General features: G+C 59.0%; 20 protein-coding genes. 13 read left to right on the plus strand and 7 right to left on the minus strand.

The features are described 5' to 3' along the window. Positions 1-45: 45 nt before the first annotated feature. Genes serB through GOV87_RS05315 form a run of 4 tightly spaced genes read left to right on the plus strand, consistent with a single transcriptional unit; the run spans position 46 to position 2055 of the window. A complete protein-coding gene (gene serB, locus GOV87_RS05300; RefSeq protein ID WP_171211092.1) occupies positions 46-924 on the plus strand; it encodes a phosphoserine phosphatase SerB in 879 nt (292 codons plus the stop codon). Between the two features lie 44 nt (positions 925-968). Then, complete coding sequence (locus GOV87_RS05305; protein ID WP_170388839.1) at positions 969-1298, plus strand: helix-turn-helix transcriptional regulator; 330 nt, start codon at positions 969-971, stop codon at positions 1296-1298. Then, positions 1286-1714: an SRPBCC domain-containing protein gene (locus GOV87_RS05310; RefSeq protein WP_171211093.1), complete on the plus strand. Its 429-nt coding sequence runs from the start codon at positions 1286-1288 to the stop codon at positions 1712-1714. Before GOV87_RS05305 ends, GOV87_RS05310 begins: the two co-directional genes overlap by 13 nt. Positions 1715-1734: 20 nt before the next feature. Continuing rightward, entirely contained in the window at positions 1735-2055 is a 321-nt protein-coding gene (locus GOV87_RS05315) for a YciI family protein (RefSeq protein WP_170388837.1), read from the plus strand. A 3-nt stretch (positions 2056-2058) separates the two neighbouring features. Here GOV87_RS05315 and GOV87_RS05320 read toward each other — a convergent pair whose 3' ends face one another. Continuing rightward, positions 2059-3057 carry an asparaginase gene (locus GOV87_RS05320; protein ID WP_171211094.1) on the minus strand — a complete coding sequence of 333 codons (999 nt, stop codon included), beginning with the start codon at positions 3055-3057 and terminating at the stop codon, positions 2059-2061. Positions 3058-3235: 178 nt separating this feature from the next. On the opposite strand from GOV87_RS05320, the gene GOV87_RS05325 reads away from it, so the two are divergent. The 5 genes from GOV87_RS05325 to GOV87_RS05345 all read left to right on the plus strand — a co-directional run bounded on the left by GOV87_RS05325 (position 3236) and on the right by GOV87_RS05345 (position 6725). After that, a complete protein-coding gene (locus tag GOV87_RS05325) occupies positions 3236-3772 on the plus strand; it encodes an invasion associated locus B family protein (protein ID WP_171124571.1) in 537 nt (178 codons plus the stop codon). Between the two features lie 135 nt (positions 3773-3907). Beyond that, complete coding sequence (locus GOV87_RS05330; RefSeq protein WP_171124569.1) at positions 3908-4075, plus strand: hypothetical protein; 168 nt, start codon at positions 3908-3910, stop codon at positions 4073-4075. Between the two features lie 148 nt (positions 4076-4223). Continuing rightward, positions 4224-4601: a lysozyme inhibitor LprI family protein gene (locus GOV87_RS05335; RefSeq protein ID WP_171126406.1), complete on the plus strand. Its 378-nt coding sequence runs from the start codon at positions 4224-4226 to the stop codon at positions 4599-4601. Between the two features lie 78 nt (positions 4602-4679). Next, positions 4680-5870: a 23S rRNA (adenine(2503)-C(2))-methyltransferase RlmN gene (gene rlmN, locus GOV87_RS05340; protein ID WP_171211095.1), complete on the plus strand. Its 1191-nt coding sequence runs from the start codon at positions 4680-4682 to the stop codon at positions 5868-5870. 228 nt (positions 5871-6098) lie between these two features. Continuing rightward, positions 6099-6725, plus strand: coding sequence for a cytochrome P460 family protein (locus GOV87_RS05345; RefSeq protein ID WP_171126404.1), 627 nt, complete (start codon positions 6099-6101; stop codon positions 6723-6725). Positions 6726-6729: 4 nt separating this feature from the next. Here GOV87_RS05345 and GOV87_RS05350 read toward each other — a convergent pair whose 3' ends face one another. Next, positions 6730-7074 carry a hypothetical protein gene (locus GOV87_RS05350; protein ID WP_171211096.1) on the minus strand — a complete coding sequence of 115 codons (345 nt, stop codon included), beginning with the start codon at positions 7072-7074 and terminating at the stop codon, positions 6730-6732. Beyond that, positions 7071-7988: a DnaJ C-terminal domain-containing protein gene (locus GOV87_RS05355; RefSeq protein WP_171211097.1), complete on the minus strand. Its 918-nt coding sequence runs from the start codon at positions 7986-7988 to the stop codon at positions 7071-7073. The genes GOV87_RS05350 and GOV87_RS05355 overlap by 4 nt, the downstream gene beginning before the upstream one ends. Positions 7989-8142: 154 nt before the next feature. Here GOV87_RS05355 and GOV87_RS05360 point away from each other — a divergent pair, with 154 nt between their 5' ends. Beyond that, the gene (locus tag GOV87_RS05360) at positions 8143-8529 is read left to right on the plus strand and encodes a hypothetical protein (protein WP_171124558.1); all 387 of its coding nucleotides are present in this window, start codon (positions 8143-8145) and stop codon (positions 8527-8529) included. Here the strand turns inward: GOV87_RS05360 and GOV87_RS05365 are convergent, their stop codons facing one another. Together GOV87_RS05365 and GOV87_RS05370 are read right to left on the minus strand one after the other, a co-directional pair. After that, positions 8530-9627 carry a cystathionine gamma-lyase gene (locus GOV87_RS05365; protein WP_171211098.1) on the minus strand — a complete coding sequence of 366 codons (1098 nt, stop codon included), beginning with the start codon at positions 9625-9627 and terminating at the stop codon, positions 8530-8532. A 3-nt stretch (positions 9628-9630) separates the two neighbouring features. Then, positions 9631-10473 (minus strand): TIGR00730 family Rossman fold protein, encoded by an 843-nt coding sequence (locus GOV87_RS05370; protein ID WP_171124554.1) that lies wholly within the window; start codon positions 10471-10473, stop codon positions 9631-9633. A 79-nt stretch (positions 10474-10552) separates the two neighbouring features. Here GOV87_RS05370 and GOV87_RS05375 point away from each other — a divergent pair, with 79 nt between their 5' ends. Then, positions 10553-11470: a threonine/serine dehydratase gene (locus GOV87_RS05375; protein ID WP_171211099.1), complete on the plus strand. Its 918-nt coding sequence runs from the start codon at positions 10553-10555 to the stop codon at positions 11468-11470. Between the two features lie 107 nt (positions 11471-11577). Next, a complete protein-coding gene (dapD, locus tag GOV87_RS05380) occupies positions 11578-12405 on the plus strand; it encodes a 2,3,4,5-tetrahydropyridine-2,6-dicarboxylate N-succinyltransferase (RefSeq protein WP_171211100.1) in 828 nt (275 codons plus the stop codon). A 50-nt stretch (positions 12406-12455) separates the two neighbouring features. Here the strand turns inward: dapD and GOV87_RS05385 are convergent, their stop codons facing one another. Next, positions 12456-12791, minus strand: coding sequence for a cupin domain-containing protein (locus tag GOV87_RS05385; RefSeq protein WP_171211101.1), 336 nt, complete (start codon positions 12789-12791; stop codon positions 12456-12458). Between the two features lie 97 nt (positions 12792-12888). On the opposite strand from GOV87_RS05385, the gene GOV87_RS05390 reads away from it, so the two are divergent. Then, the gene (locus GOV87_RS05390; protein WP_170388822.1) at positions 12889-13233 is read left to right on the plus strand and encodes a hypothetical protein; all 345 of its coding nucleotides are present in this window, start codon (positions 12889-12891) and stop codon (positions 13231-13233) included. Positions 13234-13239: 6 nt separating this feature from the next. Here the strand turns inward: GOV87_RS05390 and GOV87_RS05395 are convergent, their stop codons facing one another. After that, entirely contained in the window at positions 13240-14298 is a 1059-nt protein-coding gene (locus GOV87_RS05395; protein ID WP_171211102.1) for a transporter substrate-binding domain-containing protein, read from the minus strand. Positions 14299-14427 lie beyond the last annotated feature (129 nt).

The following is a 14427-nucleotide window of genomic DNA, read 5'->3' on the forward strand; positions in this document are numbered from 1 at the left end:
TGCTGCACCTGCGATATGCGCAGGGCAGCTTGCAGGAGACCGAAGATGTACGTTGCCACACTGATCACCAACCCCGACGCGCCGACGCTGAACCAGCCACTGGTGGACTCGTTGCGCAATGCGTGGGGCGGGGGCGACATCGTTTGGCTCAGCCCGGACGAGGCGGCCGAGTTTTCGGTATCTCAAGTCCCCGACAATCAATGGGACGTCTGGGCGGATTTGCAGAAGATGGGTGTTGATCTGATCGTGCAGCCCACCGAAGGACGGCGAAAAAAGATGCTGCTGGCCGATATGGACAGCACCATGATCCAGCAGGAGTGTATCGACGAATTGGCGGACGAAGCGGGCGTCGGCGACCGTGTCAAGGATATCACCGCCCGCGCGATGAACGGTGATCTGGATTTCGAGGGCGCGCTGACCGAACGCGTCGGTCTTTTGAAAGGTCTGGACGAGGCCGTGATCGCCAAAGTGCTGGCCGAACGGATTACCCTGATGCCCGGCGGTCAGGAACTGGTCGCGACCATGCGTGCAACCGGCGGATACGCAGCGCTTGTTTCAGGCGGGTTTACGGCCTTCACAGCAAAAGTCGGAGAGGTTTTGGGCTTCGATGAAAACCGGGCCAACACCCTGCTGGCCGAGAACGGCAAACTGACAGGCGACGTTCAGCATCCAATTCTGGGACGGCAGGCCAAGGTAGACGCCCTGGAGCAGATCACGGCGCGGCTGGGTTTGTCTGAGGAGGACGTGATTGCCGTGGGCGACGGTGCAAATGATCTTGGGATGCTGGGCCGCGCTGGAACGGGTGTCGCGCTGCATGCCAAGCCCTCAGTCGCCGAGAAATGCGATGTTCGGGTCAACCACGGTGATTTGACTGCTCTGCTATACGTGCAAGGATACGCTCGGTCCGATTTTGTCTGTGCGTGATATCTGGGCTTTTCTAAATTTAACAAAAATGTTAATAATCGGTTATGAACACACTTCTGACCGCTTTTTCCGCATTGTCCGATGCCACCCGGTTTTCGATCGTCGAACAGTTAATGCAAGACGGAGAACTGCCTGCCGGTGACCTGATCGAAGGGCGCGGCATGTCCGGTGCTGCGATCTCGCGGCATTTGAAGGTGCTGCGTGAGGCGGGTCTGGTTCAGCAGCGTGTGCATGGGACGCAGCGCATGTATTCCATCCGGGCCGAAGGGCTGCGGGCTGTTGCTGAATGGACCATCTCGAAACGGCAATTCTGGGAAAGCAGCCTTGATCGTCTGGGCGACGCTATCGAAAAGGAGCAGTCATGGCCGACCTGAAACTGGAGCGAGAGTTCCCGATAGACCCCAAGGACCTGTTTGCCTGGATCAGCAATGCAGAAAAGCTGTTGCTGTGGTGGGGGCCGGAAGGCGTGCATGTGCCCGAACACAATCTGGATTTTTCACGCCTTGGCCCGTGGTATTCGGTGATGCGGAACGCAGAGGGCCAGCGGTTCAAGGTATCGGGGCAGGTCACACACGTTGATCCGCCCAAATCCGTTGGGTTTACGTGGGGCTGGCATGACGATCAGGATCGGCGCGGCGCGGAAAGTCACGTGACGCTATTCGTTGAAGCCGCTGGCCAAGGCGCACGCTTGATCATTGATCACCGCGAACTGGGTGACGACGATAACGCAGCCAACCATGAAAAAGGCTGGACCTCGACGCTCAACAAGCTTGCTGCGCAGTTGAATTAGATTTCAGTAGGGAGGAAAGAATGCCGCAATTTCTTTTTGTTTATCACGGTGGTCATACTCCGACCGACCCGGCCGAGATCGAAGCGACCATGGCCGCCTGGGGCGCTTGGTTCCAGAATATGGGCGCGGCGCTTGAAATCCCCGGAAACCCGGTTGGTCAGTCCTATACGGTCAGCTCCAGTGGTGTGGTTGACAATGGCGGCGCAAACCCGGCCTCGGGCTTTACTGTCATCAAGGCCGATAGCATGGATGCCGCAACCGAGATGGCCAAGGGCTGCCCGATGGTGGTGAACGGTTCAGGCTCGGTCGAGGTGGCCGAGGTACACGAGATCGAGATGTAACGCCTAGCCGGGGAAACCCGGCGCTGGGCGTATTAGCCCGCATTCCAGACCACGACGGCTGTATTGTATGGCGTTCATGAACTTACGGGTGGCCGGGTGATCGGCCTCCAGCACACCAAGGCTGACCAGAATGGCGGCAATGGCACATTCGCTTGCCCGCGTGGTGCCGTCGGTGATCTTCAGCGCGACCCCCATGCGTTTCTCCGGGAGTATTGCAACAAAAACGGCCTCAGCCCCGGTTTTGATAGCTGCACGGCCACCCATGGCGCGCATTAATTCGGTGCAGGCGCGGCTTTCCCCGGCAACCAGTTCAGGATGTTTGATCATCGCAGCCGTCAGTTGCGCCGCCGCATCGCTGGCGCGATCGGACCGCTCCGCGGCGCTGGCAAACCATGCCATCGACCGCGCCAACCCAGCCAGCGAGGTTGCAAAGTTGGGGGCCGAGCAACCGTCGATCCCATAGGCCGGGCTGGTCTCGCCGGTTGTTTCTTCGATGGCTGACAGGCAGGCTTGTTGCACGGGGTGGTCGATCTCAAGGTATTCTGGCCCGGCCCCCATATGCTGGGCCACGGTAAGGAACCCGCAATGCTTGCCAGAGCAATTGTTGTGAATCTGGCAGGGTGTGTCATCCGCCAGTATCAAGCCGTCGCGTGCCGCCATGTCTTGCGGTTCTTGCGGGCCGCAGCGCAGATCGTGTTCGGTCAGGCCCAGATGATCCAGCCAGGCCGACACCCGATCCGTGTGGATGTGCGCGCCGCTGTGGGACGCGCAGGCCAGTGCCAGATGTTCCGAATTCAGCCCGTATTTCGCCGCCGCCCCGGATGTAATCAGCGGAAGCCCCTGGATCATCTTGGCCGAGGATCTCGGATAGATCACCGCGTCAGGATCGCCCCAGCTTTGCACGATCTGGCCGCTGTCATCGCAGATCACCGCATGGCCCAGATGCAGGCTCTCCAGCAAGGGGCCGCGCCACAGTTCTGTCATTGGTACCGGCTGCGTCATCTGGACCCTCCGTAACATGCGCAAAATTCTGCCAATCGCCCTTTCGCCTGTGGCGAAACCTGCGTTAGTGTGTGTATGTCGGCAATCACCGGATTACGCAACTCACAGACGAACCAGGCAGGGTTCGCAGGCATGTTCGGTGGGTGTGAGGTATTAGGTCGAGCTAGGAGGCTGGACAATGGGATCAAAGCTTGTCCGCGTGATCGCGGGTCTTTGCGTGGCAGGGATGGCTACAACAGCAACCGCTCAGCAGGCGACCAGCACAAATCGCGTTGCAGCCAAAACTGACTGGAGCGTGTTCGTCGAGGATGATCCCACGGAATGCTGGAGCGTATCCGCCCCGAAAGAAACGGTAAACACACGCGGTGGGCGTGTTGTGTCGGTCCGACGCAGCGACATCCTGTTGTTCGTCTTTTACCGCCCCAACGCCGAAGTGAAGGGTCAAGTCACGTTCACCGGCGGCTATCCCTTTGCAGCCGGTTCAACTGTTAACCTGGACGTTGACGGCACCAAGTTCGAGCTGATCACCGAAGGCGAATGGGCATGGCCCGCAACTGAAGGCGAAGACCTCAAAGTGGTTGCAGCTATGAAGCGCGGTACCGAAGCTGTCCTGACGGCCCGGTCCGAGCGTGGCACGCAGACCAAGGACACGTTCTCGTTGCTGGGGTTCACGGCTGCGATCGAAGACGCAGAAAAGCGCTGCACCAACCAATAGGTTTGTTCGCCAGATCGCCCCGTCATTTAGCTGGGTTCTCTTTTGCCGGGTGTTGACCGTCAATTTGATTCGTATCAAAGCGAGGGGCCTCATTTTCTGAACTCATCGGTTCAGTAATGATGAAGGAACCTGCAGATGCTGAACAAATCCCTTTCTGCGTTGTTGATGGCAGCCACCGTGTTTCTTGGTGCGTGTGAAAAAGAAGCAGATACCTACCCAGTAACCGGGGACCAATGCGGCCCAGATGATCCGGTGAAAACATTGGACGCCTCGGACTGTGATATCCTGCCTGCCGGGGTCTGAGCGTCTTTCGGCGGCACAACTCAGTCCGAACAAACCTTAGGGCATCGGCCGCATAAGCCCTGCTGATGCGGCCAACACGCGTTTGGGGTCGCTGCCGATTGCGTGCTATTATAGCAATTGCCGCACCAGTGATTTCAGGGGGTTGGTCATGCGTTTTGCTTTTTTCGTCTTGTTGCTTTCGTCCTCCGCAGCGGCGGATCCTGCTTTGGAGTGTGGGGACGCTAGTTCCCAGGTCGAAATCGGAACATGTGTCGGCGACATGGAACAGCGCGTCGAACTGGCACTGGAGACAAGTTATGCGATTGCGATGCAGTCCGCGAAAGAACTGGACGACGTGACGCAACGCGTTGTCGTCCAGCCTGCCTTGGAAGCGTCGCAAGATGCGTGGATAAGATACAGGGACGCGCAGTGCGAAGCAGTGGGTGCATCGTATGGGGGCGGGTCGGGGACAGGCATCGGCATCACCTCTTGCCGTGTTGAGCTTGGCCGGGTGCGCGTGGACGAACTGCTGCGTCTTGCAAATTGATCTGTACGATTCCTTTTGATCTTTGCGCTGGGTCCTATATAGAGGCGCATCCCAAGCCAGAATCTGCCGAGATAGCCCATGTCGCCCAAAGCGCCGATCACTCAAGACGTCATGACGATCCCCCGCAAATTGCCCGAGGGGAAAGTGAACCTTGTCGGGCTGACCCGTGACCAGTTGCGCGCGGCGCTGATCGACCATGGCACGCCGGAAAAGCAGGCCAAGATGCGCACCGGTCAGATCTGGCAGTGGATTTACCAGTGGGGCAAGCGCGATTTCGCCGAGATGACAAACCTTGCCAAAGCGTATCGCGCCCAACTGGCCGAGCATTTCGTCATCGAAATCCCCGAGGTCGTGACCCGTCAGGTGTCCGAAGACTGCACCCGCAAATACCTGTGCCGCATCGCCGGTGGGCATGAGGTCGAGGTTGTCTATATCCCCGAGGAAGATCGCGGCACGCTGTGTATCTCATCTCAGGTCGGATGCACGCTGACCTGTTCCTTCTGCCACACTGGCACGCAGAAACTGGTGCGCAACCTGACCGCTGCGGAAATCGTCGGTCAGGTGATGATGGCGCGCGACGATCTGGACGAATGGCCCACCCCCGGCGCGCCCAAGGATGAAACACGCCTGCTGTCGAACATCGTTCTGATGGGCATGGGTGAACCGCTCTACAATTTCGAAAATGTCCGCGACGCGATGAAGATCGCCATGGACCCCGAAGGCATTTCTCTGTCACGTCGCCGGATCACATTGTCGACCTCGGGCGTTGTGCCTGAGATTGCGCGCACTGCCGAAGAAATCGGATGCCTGCTGGCGATCTCGTTCCACGCCACCACGGACGAGACGCGCGACGTACTGGTGCCCATCAACAAGCGCTGGAATATCGACGAGCTGCTGCAAGCGCTGGCCAACTATCCCAAAGCGTCGAATTCCGAGCGGATCACCTTTGAATACGTGATGCTGGATGGCGTCAATGACAGTGACGAGGACGCGCATCGTCTGATCAACCATATCAAGCGCCACAAAATCCCGGCCAAGATCAATCTGATCCCCTTTAACGAATGGCCCGGTGCGCCCTACAAACGCAGCTCGAACAACCGCATCCGGGCCTTTGCGAACATCATCTATCAGGCGGGATACGCGTCGCCGATACGGAAAACGCGCGGTGAAGACATCATGGCGGCCTGCGGCCAGTTGAAATCGGCCACCGAACGCGCCAGAAAATCCCGCAAGCAGATCGCAGCAGAAGCGGGCCTGGACGGGAACTAAGCCCTAAATTTATGCCATCCTCTGCCAGATTTTCTGCGTCAAACGCTGTCTATTGCATGCGTAGTTTGATATATTTGTCTGATCTAGACTCGGCATTTGCCTTCACTCAAGCACACAAAGCGGTGAAGGTATGCACCCGGACATGGCGCGATTGTTCAAGAGCGCTATTGTTGCTCTTGCACGGCACGCGGCTTTCAACTGAACGAATTGACCATTTGGGCGATCAGTATGTTTTCTCGTTTGATAGCACTAAGACTTTGTTTAATTTCCGCACTTTCACTTGCAATTGTTGATGCGGGTCAGGCGCTGGCTCAGTCCGGGGGGGAGGATGCGCATCTGGCGATTGAAAACCCGGCAGAGTTGTCAAAGGAAGAAGCGCTGCAAATCTACACATCATTGCAAAGGCGAATGGCGCAAGGATATGCGGCAGCGCAGTTTGAACAGTTGAGAAATTACCAGAACTGGCCTCTGTTCAATGACGCGCCCTATATATCAGCGACGCATGGGCAGCGGTTCGTGAACAGTTATGCAAACCGTATGGCGCACAATTACGGGACTTTGCAGGAAGGTGAAAAACTGCCGATCGGGTCGGTGCTGGCCAAGGACAGCATGACCGTGACGGACGAAGGAAACACCCATCCCGGTGCGTTGTTCGTCATGGAAAAACTGGCCGAAGGCACCAGTCCGGAAACGGCTGACTGGCGCTATATCATGGTCATGCCGGACGGGTCCCTGTTTGGCGACACCATGGGGGATCGCGCGGACAACGTCGCCTATTGCCACGATTGTCATGAGGCCGTCGCGGATCGTGACTATACCTTTTTCGTGCCCGAGGAATACGTGGTCGGTAACTGACCAGTTACCTGGGGCCGAACCGCGCCGCGCCGATTACTTCGATCAGGGTTTGCCGCACGGGGTCGGGCTGGGCTTGGACCGCGCTCAGAACCTCGCGCAGTTCAGCACGCAACCCGTGCATCTGGTCAATCAACGAGATCATCATGGCCAGCGCGTCAGCCTCCATGTCGTATTGCTCGTGCAATTCACAGGCCAGCTCCAGCCGCGCCACATCCAGCGTGTGATATACCAATCCCCGGTTTGTCTGCTCCGGGATGACGATTTCGGCGGCGAGATATTCGGACAGCCGGGTCGACGTCAGCCGGGCAACGGTTGTGATCAGTTCCTCTTCGGTCAGGGCGCGTGTCATGACGGCATTCCTTTGCGCGGGTCATAGCTGTGGGCTTCGCGCCATGTTTCGAAGAAAGCTTTCAGGTCTGCATCAATCTTGTCTGGCAGGGCAACAGTCAGTTCGATCAATTGGTCGCCCCGTTCCGAAGACCCGCGTTTCTTGACCCCCTTGCCACGCAACCGCAGCGTCTTGCCGCTGCTGGTTCCTGCAGGGACGCTGACATTGACGCCACCATCAATCGTTGGTGCAGGGACTTTGCCGCCCAATATGGCCTCATCAATCGAGACGGGCAGAGTGATGTGGATATCATCCCCTTGACGGTCAAAGACCGGATGCGGCGCGACCGAAACCGTGACCAGAGCATCACCCGGCGGCCCTTCTCCAAAGCCGGGATCGCCTTTGCCCCGCAGACGGATTGTCTGGCCATCGGTGATGCCCGCCGGAATTTTGACCTCGATCCGGTCGCCATCGGGCAGCGTCAACTTCTGACTTGCCCCGAACACAGCATCCAGAAAACTGATTTGCAGGCTGTAGCCGCGATTGTGGCCGGGCGCGTGAAAGTCCTGACTGCGCTGGCCAAAGCCGCCGCGCCCCCGCATGAACTCGGCAAAGATGTCGGACATATCGTCCGGGTCCGCAGCCCGCCCGCGATAGGGGTTTCCAGCGGCCTCGGCATAGTCGCGGTAATATTGCTGCTGGGCGCGTTCCTGACCCGAGGCGTCAATCTCGCCATGGTCGTATCGCGCGCGTGTGTCGGGATCTTTCAGCAGGTCATAGGCAGCAGCGGCAGCTTTGAACTTGGCCTCTGCCTCGGCGTCGCCGGGTTTCAGGTCTGGGTGACATTCCTTGGCGATACGCCGATAGGCTTTCTTGATTTCGGCAGCGGTGGCGTCTTTCGCAACACCAAGGACGGAGTAAGGATCGTCGCTCATCTCACCTCTCATCGGTGGGGGTCTGATCTTGATAGTTCCGTTTTATCATGCGATTTCAACAGGCCAAAAGGAAGGGGCTTTTGAAACGCCTCGCTAAATTGCTTAATCCTGCTAATATCTTCATGTTTCTAATTGATTGCTGACGGAGACCTCAATGACGCGCAGACTCAAGTCCATTCTGGCCCTGCTGGTCGGTAACGCCATCGGGTTGTTGCTTGCCGCGATTTTGCTGCCCGAATTCGCGATCCGGCCGATTTCGTTCATCGTTGTGGTGATCGTCTTTACGCTGGTTCAGTGGATCGCGGAGCCGCTGATCCTGAAGCTGGGTGAAAAGCGCGCCCCCGCGATTAAGGGTGGTATCGCACTGATCGTGACATTCGTGGGGCTGTTGCTGACCGACCTGATTACCAACGGTCTGACCGTTGGCGGAATTTCGAACCTGCTGGCGGCGACCTTGCTGGTCTGGCTGGGGGCGTTGATCGCCAGCATCGTGCTGCCGATCTATGTGTTCACTGAGCTGCGCGAGCAGAAGAAAAAGTAATCACAGCGCAGTCAGGCTGCTATTGATCGCCTGCCAAAGTTCTTCGACGGGTTCGCAACCAACTGAAAGGCGGATGAAGGCCGGGTCCACATCGTCGCCCCACCGCGCGCGGCGTTCGGCTGAACTGTGGACGCCGCCAAAGGATGTGGCGGGACGCAGCATCGGGCAGGCGTTGATAAAGGTTTCGGCCTTGTCTTCGCTGTCCAGCGTGATCGACAGCAGGAATCCAAACCGCGCCACTTGCGCCTTGGCCAGCGCGTGCGCAGGATCAGAGGGCAGGCCGGGATAACGAATGGACTTTACCGCCGGGTGATCCGCCAACCGTTCTGCCAGCACCTGCGCCGAGGCACACATCCGGTCGAACCGCACATCCAGCGTTTCCAACCCGCGATTCAGCAGCCATGCCTCATGCGGGCCGGGGATTGCGCCTGAAACTTTGCGCCACTCCTCAACCCGCTCCATGATCTGCGCGTTGCGGCTGGCGACATGGCCCATCAACAGGTCGGAATGCCCACCCATCGCTTTGGTGTCCGACGCGACAACCACATCCACGCCCAGATCCAACGGCCGCTGACCCAGAGGGGTCATGGTGGTGTTGTCGGCAATCGTGATCCCTCCGGCTGCGCGTACGGCTTGGGCAATCGCGGGCAGGTCCATCATATCCAGACCAGGGTTCGAGGGGCTTTCGACAAAAACTACATCGAACCCGTCAAACCCGCCCTCAGTGAAACCGGTCGTGGGGCGTTCGGTGACCGACACGCCCAGACCCGACAGGAACCGATCCGCCAACACGCGGGTGACGTAATAGCCGTCGGACGGGATCAGGATGCGCGACCCGGCCTTGATGGTGGCAAAGAACGCCGCCGAGATCGCGGCCATGCCTGATGGGAACACAAGGCACGGCGCGTCCTCCAGATGGGCCAGAACATGTTCCAGATGCACCCAAGTTGGGTTATCGACCCGCCCATAGGTGGGCAGACCATCCGGCGCGCCGGGCAGGTGGTACATGCTGCTTTGCGTGAGGGGCAGCGCCACAGGGTCGCCTGCGTTCAGGGCATTGCCGCGGAGGTGCAGCATCTCTCCGGGTTTTGGGGTCATCTCTCAGCGCCCCGGAATGTCGTCACGGGGCGGGGCGGGTTCCCAGTTCTCGATGATCTCGACCGCCTCTTGCGCGGTGTCGACAAAGCGGAACAGGTCAAGATCTTCGTCCGATATGGTGCCTGCATCGGCCAGCGCCTCCCAGTTGATGACCTTTTCCCAGAATTCACGGCCAAACAGCAGGAAGGGCACGCGATCCATCCGGCCGGTTTGAATCAGGGTCAGGGATTCAAACAGCTCATCCATTGTGCCGAACCCGCCGGGAAAGATCGTGATGGCGCGGGCGCGCATCAGGAAGTGCATTTTACGGATGGCGAAATAGTGGAAGTTGAAGCTGAGTTCGGGTGTCACGTATTCATTCGGCGCCTGTTCGTGCGGCAGTACGATGTTCAGACCTATTGAACAGCCGCCCGCATCCAGCGCGCCGCGATTGCCAGCCTCCATCACACCGGGGCCGCCGCCGGTGACGATCACATTCTCGCGGCAACCGGTCTGGTTCGATTTCTCGGTCATCAGCCGGGCAAACTCGCGTGCCTCGTCATAGTATTGCGACAGACCGGCCAGCGTTTCGGTGCGCGCGGTGTGTTTCTGCGATGGTTCCGGAATGCGCGCACCGCCGAACATGACGATGGTTGAGGTGATCTGGCGTTCGGACATGATCATCTCGGGCTTGAGCAGTTCCAGTTGCAGGCGAACCGGGCGCAGTTCATCGCGGCACAGGAATTCATCATCGGCAAAGGCAAGGCGATAGGCGGGCGAGCGGGTCTGCGGCGTATCCGGCACCTCGCTCGCGGTCGAGCGGTCGGTCTGCGCGTCGCGGAACGGGCTGTGGCGGTCTTCTCTCATAGGTGAAGTTTCCCTGCTTGCGTGTTTCCAAAACAGCTATAGGGTTCGCGGTCAGAGTGCCAGTCACGGAAGAACAAGAATGAATTGGAAGAGCGAAATTTCGGCAGCCGCCGACCGGATTGCCGGATACGCACAGGTCACGCCGGTGATGGAAAGCCGTGCGCTAGGGTTGGACTGTCCGGTTGAGATGAAGCTGGAGCATATGCAGCACACCGGCAGCTTCAAGGCGCGGGGGGCGTTCAACACGCTGCTCAGCATGGATGTCCCCGAGGCCGGTGTTGTGGCCGCGTCGGGTGGAAATCACGGGGCAGCGGCGGCTTATGCGGCTCAGACATTGGGGTATCCGGCCAAGATTTTCGTGCCCGAACTGGCCGGACCGTCCAAGATCGCGTTGATCCGGCAAACGGGCGCGGATTTGAGCGTGGTGTCGGGCGAATACGCCAACGCGTTGACGGCGGCTCAGGCGCATGAGGACGCGACCGGCGCGATGCAGATACATGCTTATGACTCGCCTACGACGGTGGCTGGTCAGGGCACCTGTTTCGCCGAATGGGACGCGCAGGGGTTGCAGGCGGACACTGTTCTGGTCGCGGTCGGAGGCGGCGGTCTGATCGCCGGTGCGCTGGCATGGCTACAAGGGGCGCGCAAGGTTGTGGCGGTCGAGCCCGAGACATCCTGCGCGCTGAATGCCGCGTTAAGGGCCGGGGAACCTGTGGATGTCACCGTTTCGGGGATAGCGGCCAATGCGCTGGGCGCGCGGCGGATCGGGTCGATCTGCTTCGGACTGGCGCAGGGCATGACATCGGTTCTGGTGTCGGACGAGGCTATCGCCGAAGCGCAGAGGGTGTTGTGGCGCGCCCATCGGATTCTTGTCGAACCTGCGGGCGCAACAGCTTTGGCCGCGCTGCTGTCGGGAGCTTACAAACCCGATCCGCAAGAGCGGGTGGCGGTGCTTATCTGCGGTGGCAACATCTCTCCTGACCCGCTAGGCGGCTGAAACCGACCCGACCGGACGCAAACTGTGCCTGCTGCGTCGCATTGCGGCCAGTCCTTTGCTTGCGTATAGGCAAGACCAACGTGAATAGATTCTGCAGGGAGCCCTCCATGTCCAACGCTCAACTCGAAGCCGCCATCGAAGCCGCCTGGGATGCGCGCGACTCAATTACCCCCGCCACCACGGGCGAGCAGCGTGAGGCGATTGAGGATACGCTGAACGCACTGGACAGCGGCGCATTGCGCGTGGCGGAAAAGCTGGAGAGCGGTGATTGGCATGTGAACCAGTGGGCCAAGAAAGCGGTTTTGCTGGGCTTCCGCATCAAGGATATGGAAATCCAGACCGGCGGCCCTCAGGACGGCGGCTGGTGGGACAAGGTGGACAGCAAGTTCGCCGGTTGGGGCGAGGACCAGTGGAAGGATGCTGGGTTCCGCGCCGTTCCGAACTGTGTCGTCCGCAAGTCGGCCTATGTCGCGCCGGGCGTGGTGCTGATGCCGTCTTTCGTGAATCTGGGCGCTTATGTGGACGAGGGCACCATGGTTGATACCTGGGCCACAGTGGGTTCCTGCGCGCAGATCGGCAAGAACGTCCATCTATCGGGCGGTGTGGGTATCGGCGGCGTGCTGGAACCGATGCAGGCCGGCCCAACCATCATCGAAGACAACTGCTTTATCGGTGCACGGTCGGAAGTGGTCGAGGGCTGCATCGTTCGCGAAGGCTCGGTTCTGGGCATGGGCGTGTTCATCGGCAAGTCGACCAAGATCGTTGACCGCGAAACCGGTGAGGTCATGTATGGCGAAGTGCCGCCCTATTCGGTAGTTGTCGCCGGTTCGATGCCGTCCAAGAACAATGTCAGCCTGTACTGCGCGGTGATCGTGAAGCGGGTGGATGAAAAGACCCGCTCGAAAACAGGGATCAACGAATTGCTGCGCGATTAAAACTCGCTCCAGCCGGAAAAGGGCCGCAGCATCGCGCTGCGGCCTTTTTGTTAGCCTTTCACCGGATAGCGGTCGGGTTCTTCGAACACGTCGATCACCCGAGACCCGGCTTTGATTTTGCCGCCATGTTCGACGCCCGTGGGGATCGTATAGCTGTCGCCAGGGCGGTAGGTTCGCGTTTCATCCCCGATGGTCAGTTCAACCTCACCTTCGATTACCGTTCCCCATTGGGCCTTGTGCGAATGCGGGGGCAGTTCAAAATCCTTCAGGAAAGTGAAAAACGCCACCAGTCCGGCATCGGACCGGATCACGGCGGTTTGCACGACGTCCTCGGGGAAGGGCACGTCGAGGCTGGGAAAATCGGTGATGAATTCTGGATATGTCATGAAGCACCTTTTTGACTAACGGCGGGGCCACTATGACGACGCGCATGCGCCAGTGCAATCGCTTGACCGGAACGGTGCACGGGGCTATGGCCCCCGCATGGAAAAGCAAAAGAAACCGTCCCGTCAGCAAGTTTACACCCTGCTTGTGCAGATCGGTCGCAAGGATGGCGACGGCCTGCCCGAAGGCGCGACCGGGGCGGCGTTGATGTGTTTCGCCAGTGGTGTGGATGAGGCCGAGGCGGTGCGCGAGACCGTGGCGATCCTGAAGCAGGCGGACACGGCGCCTCTGGATGTGACCGGCTATGGCACTCTGGCCGAGCGTGAGGCGCAAGGCCACGACATTGATCCTGATGAGCGGGCCCTGATGCAGCGCGCGCTGGACGAGAACGCGGTTATCGTCGCGCAGATGACACCGTTTTTCGGAGATGAGGAACCGGCTTAGGCCGCCTTAGTTCCGCACCCCGAACCACTTGCGATAAATCTCGTCATAGGTGCCGTCCTCACGCAGAGACAGCAGCGCCTGATTGACGTCCTCGACCAAAGGCGAGCCCGTCGGGAAAGCGATCCCGTAATTTTCGCGCAGGAAAACACCACCGGTGACCGATGCGATCCGCCGCCCTTCATGTGAGGCAAAGTAGGCCAGGATCGGGGCATCGAACACGACCGCATCGAGCTCTTCATTCTTGAAGGCGTCAAGCAATGTGTCCAACCCGTCGTAGCCGACAAACTCGATCTCGCGCCTGTTCAGGAAATTGGCTGCGGTTGAATTGGAAATCGTGCCAACCTGCTTTCCGTACAGATCATTGACCGAATTCACATTGCCGCTGATGGCGTCGACGGTCATCACAGAGGTAATCCGCGCGGTGAAGACGGATACGATAAACAGCGAAGATACGACCAGAACAACACCCAACAGCCGACCAAACGGGGTGCGCGGCATCCGTTCCTCGAACCCGCCATTGACCACAAGGTTCAGCGCCCACCAGAAGGACGGGAACCATGCTTCGTCCAACTTGCGGTCGAAATAGGGTTGCGAGCGGCGTTCGAATACCCACATCAGCATGCCGCCACCCAGAAGGATCGCAAAGGCAAGCCCGATGGCGATAAACAACTCGACCGATAGCAATGCCTGCAGCAGTGACGGTCGCCGCACAGCGTCAGACGGGACCATGATCTGCAAACCCGCCTCGAAAATGGGTTGGCTGAAATCCATCTGGGTTTCGCGTGAGGCGGTGATCGAAATATTTGCGATGGCCAGATCAGCAGACCCGTCCTGAACAGACCCCAGCATTTCGCCAAAAGCCTCGACTCGGTTGATCTCGTAGTCCCAGTTCAGGGACTCGGACAGCGCCGCAAGCAGATCCATCGAAAAACCGGTCTGTGCCCCATCCTCTACATAGGAAAATGGGGTACGGGTCACGGTTGCGACCGACAGCGTCTGGGCCTGGCTTTGCTGTGCGAGAACGGCGAAAGTCAGGCAGATCAAAGCGAAAAGGACTCGTTTCATCGTCAATTTACCTGTTTCGCCGCCCTGTAACTCAGTTTTGAACAAGGCGGCAAGATGGTCTTGGGGTAAACGGGCATGTTTTATTGAGATATCAAACTGAGGCCTATGCAAAAAAGCCGCGGGAAATGG

The sequence above is a fragment of the Ruegeria sp. HKCCA5426 genome (assembly GCF_013034585.1).
Taxonomy (GTDB): Bacteria; Pseudomonadota; Alphaproteobacteria; order Rhodobacterales; family Rhodobacteraceae; genus Ruegeria.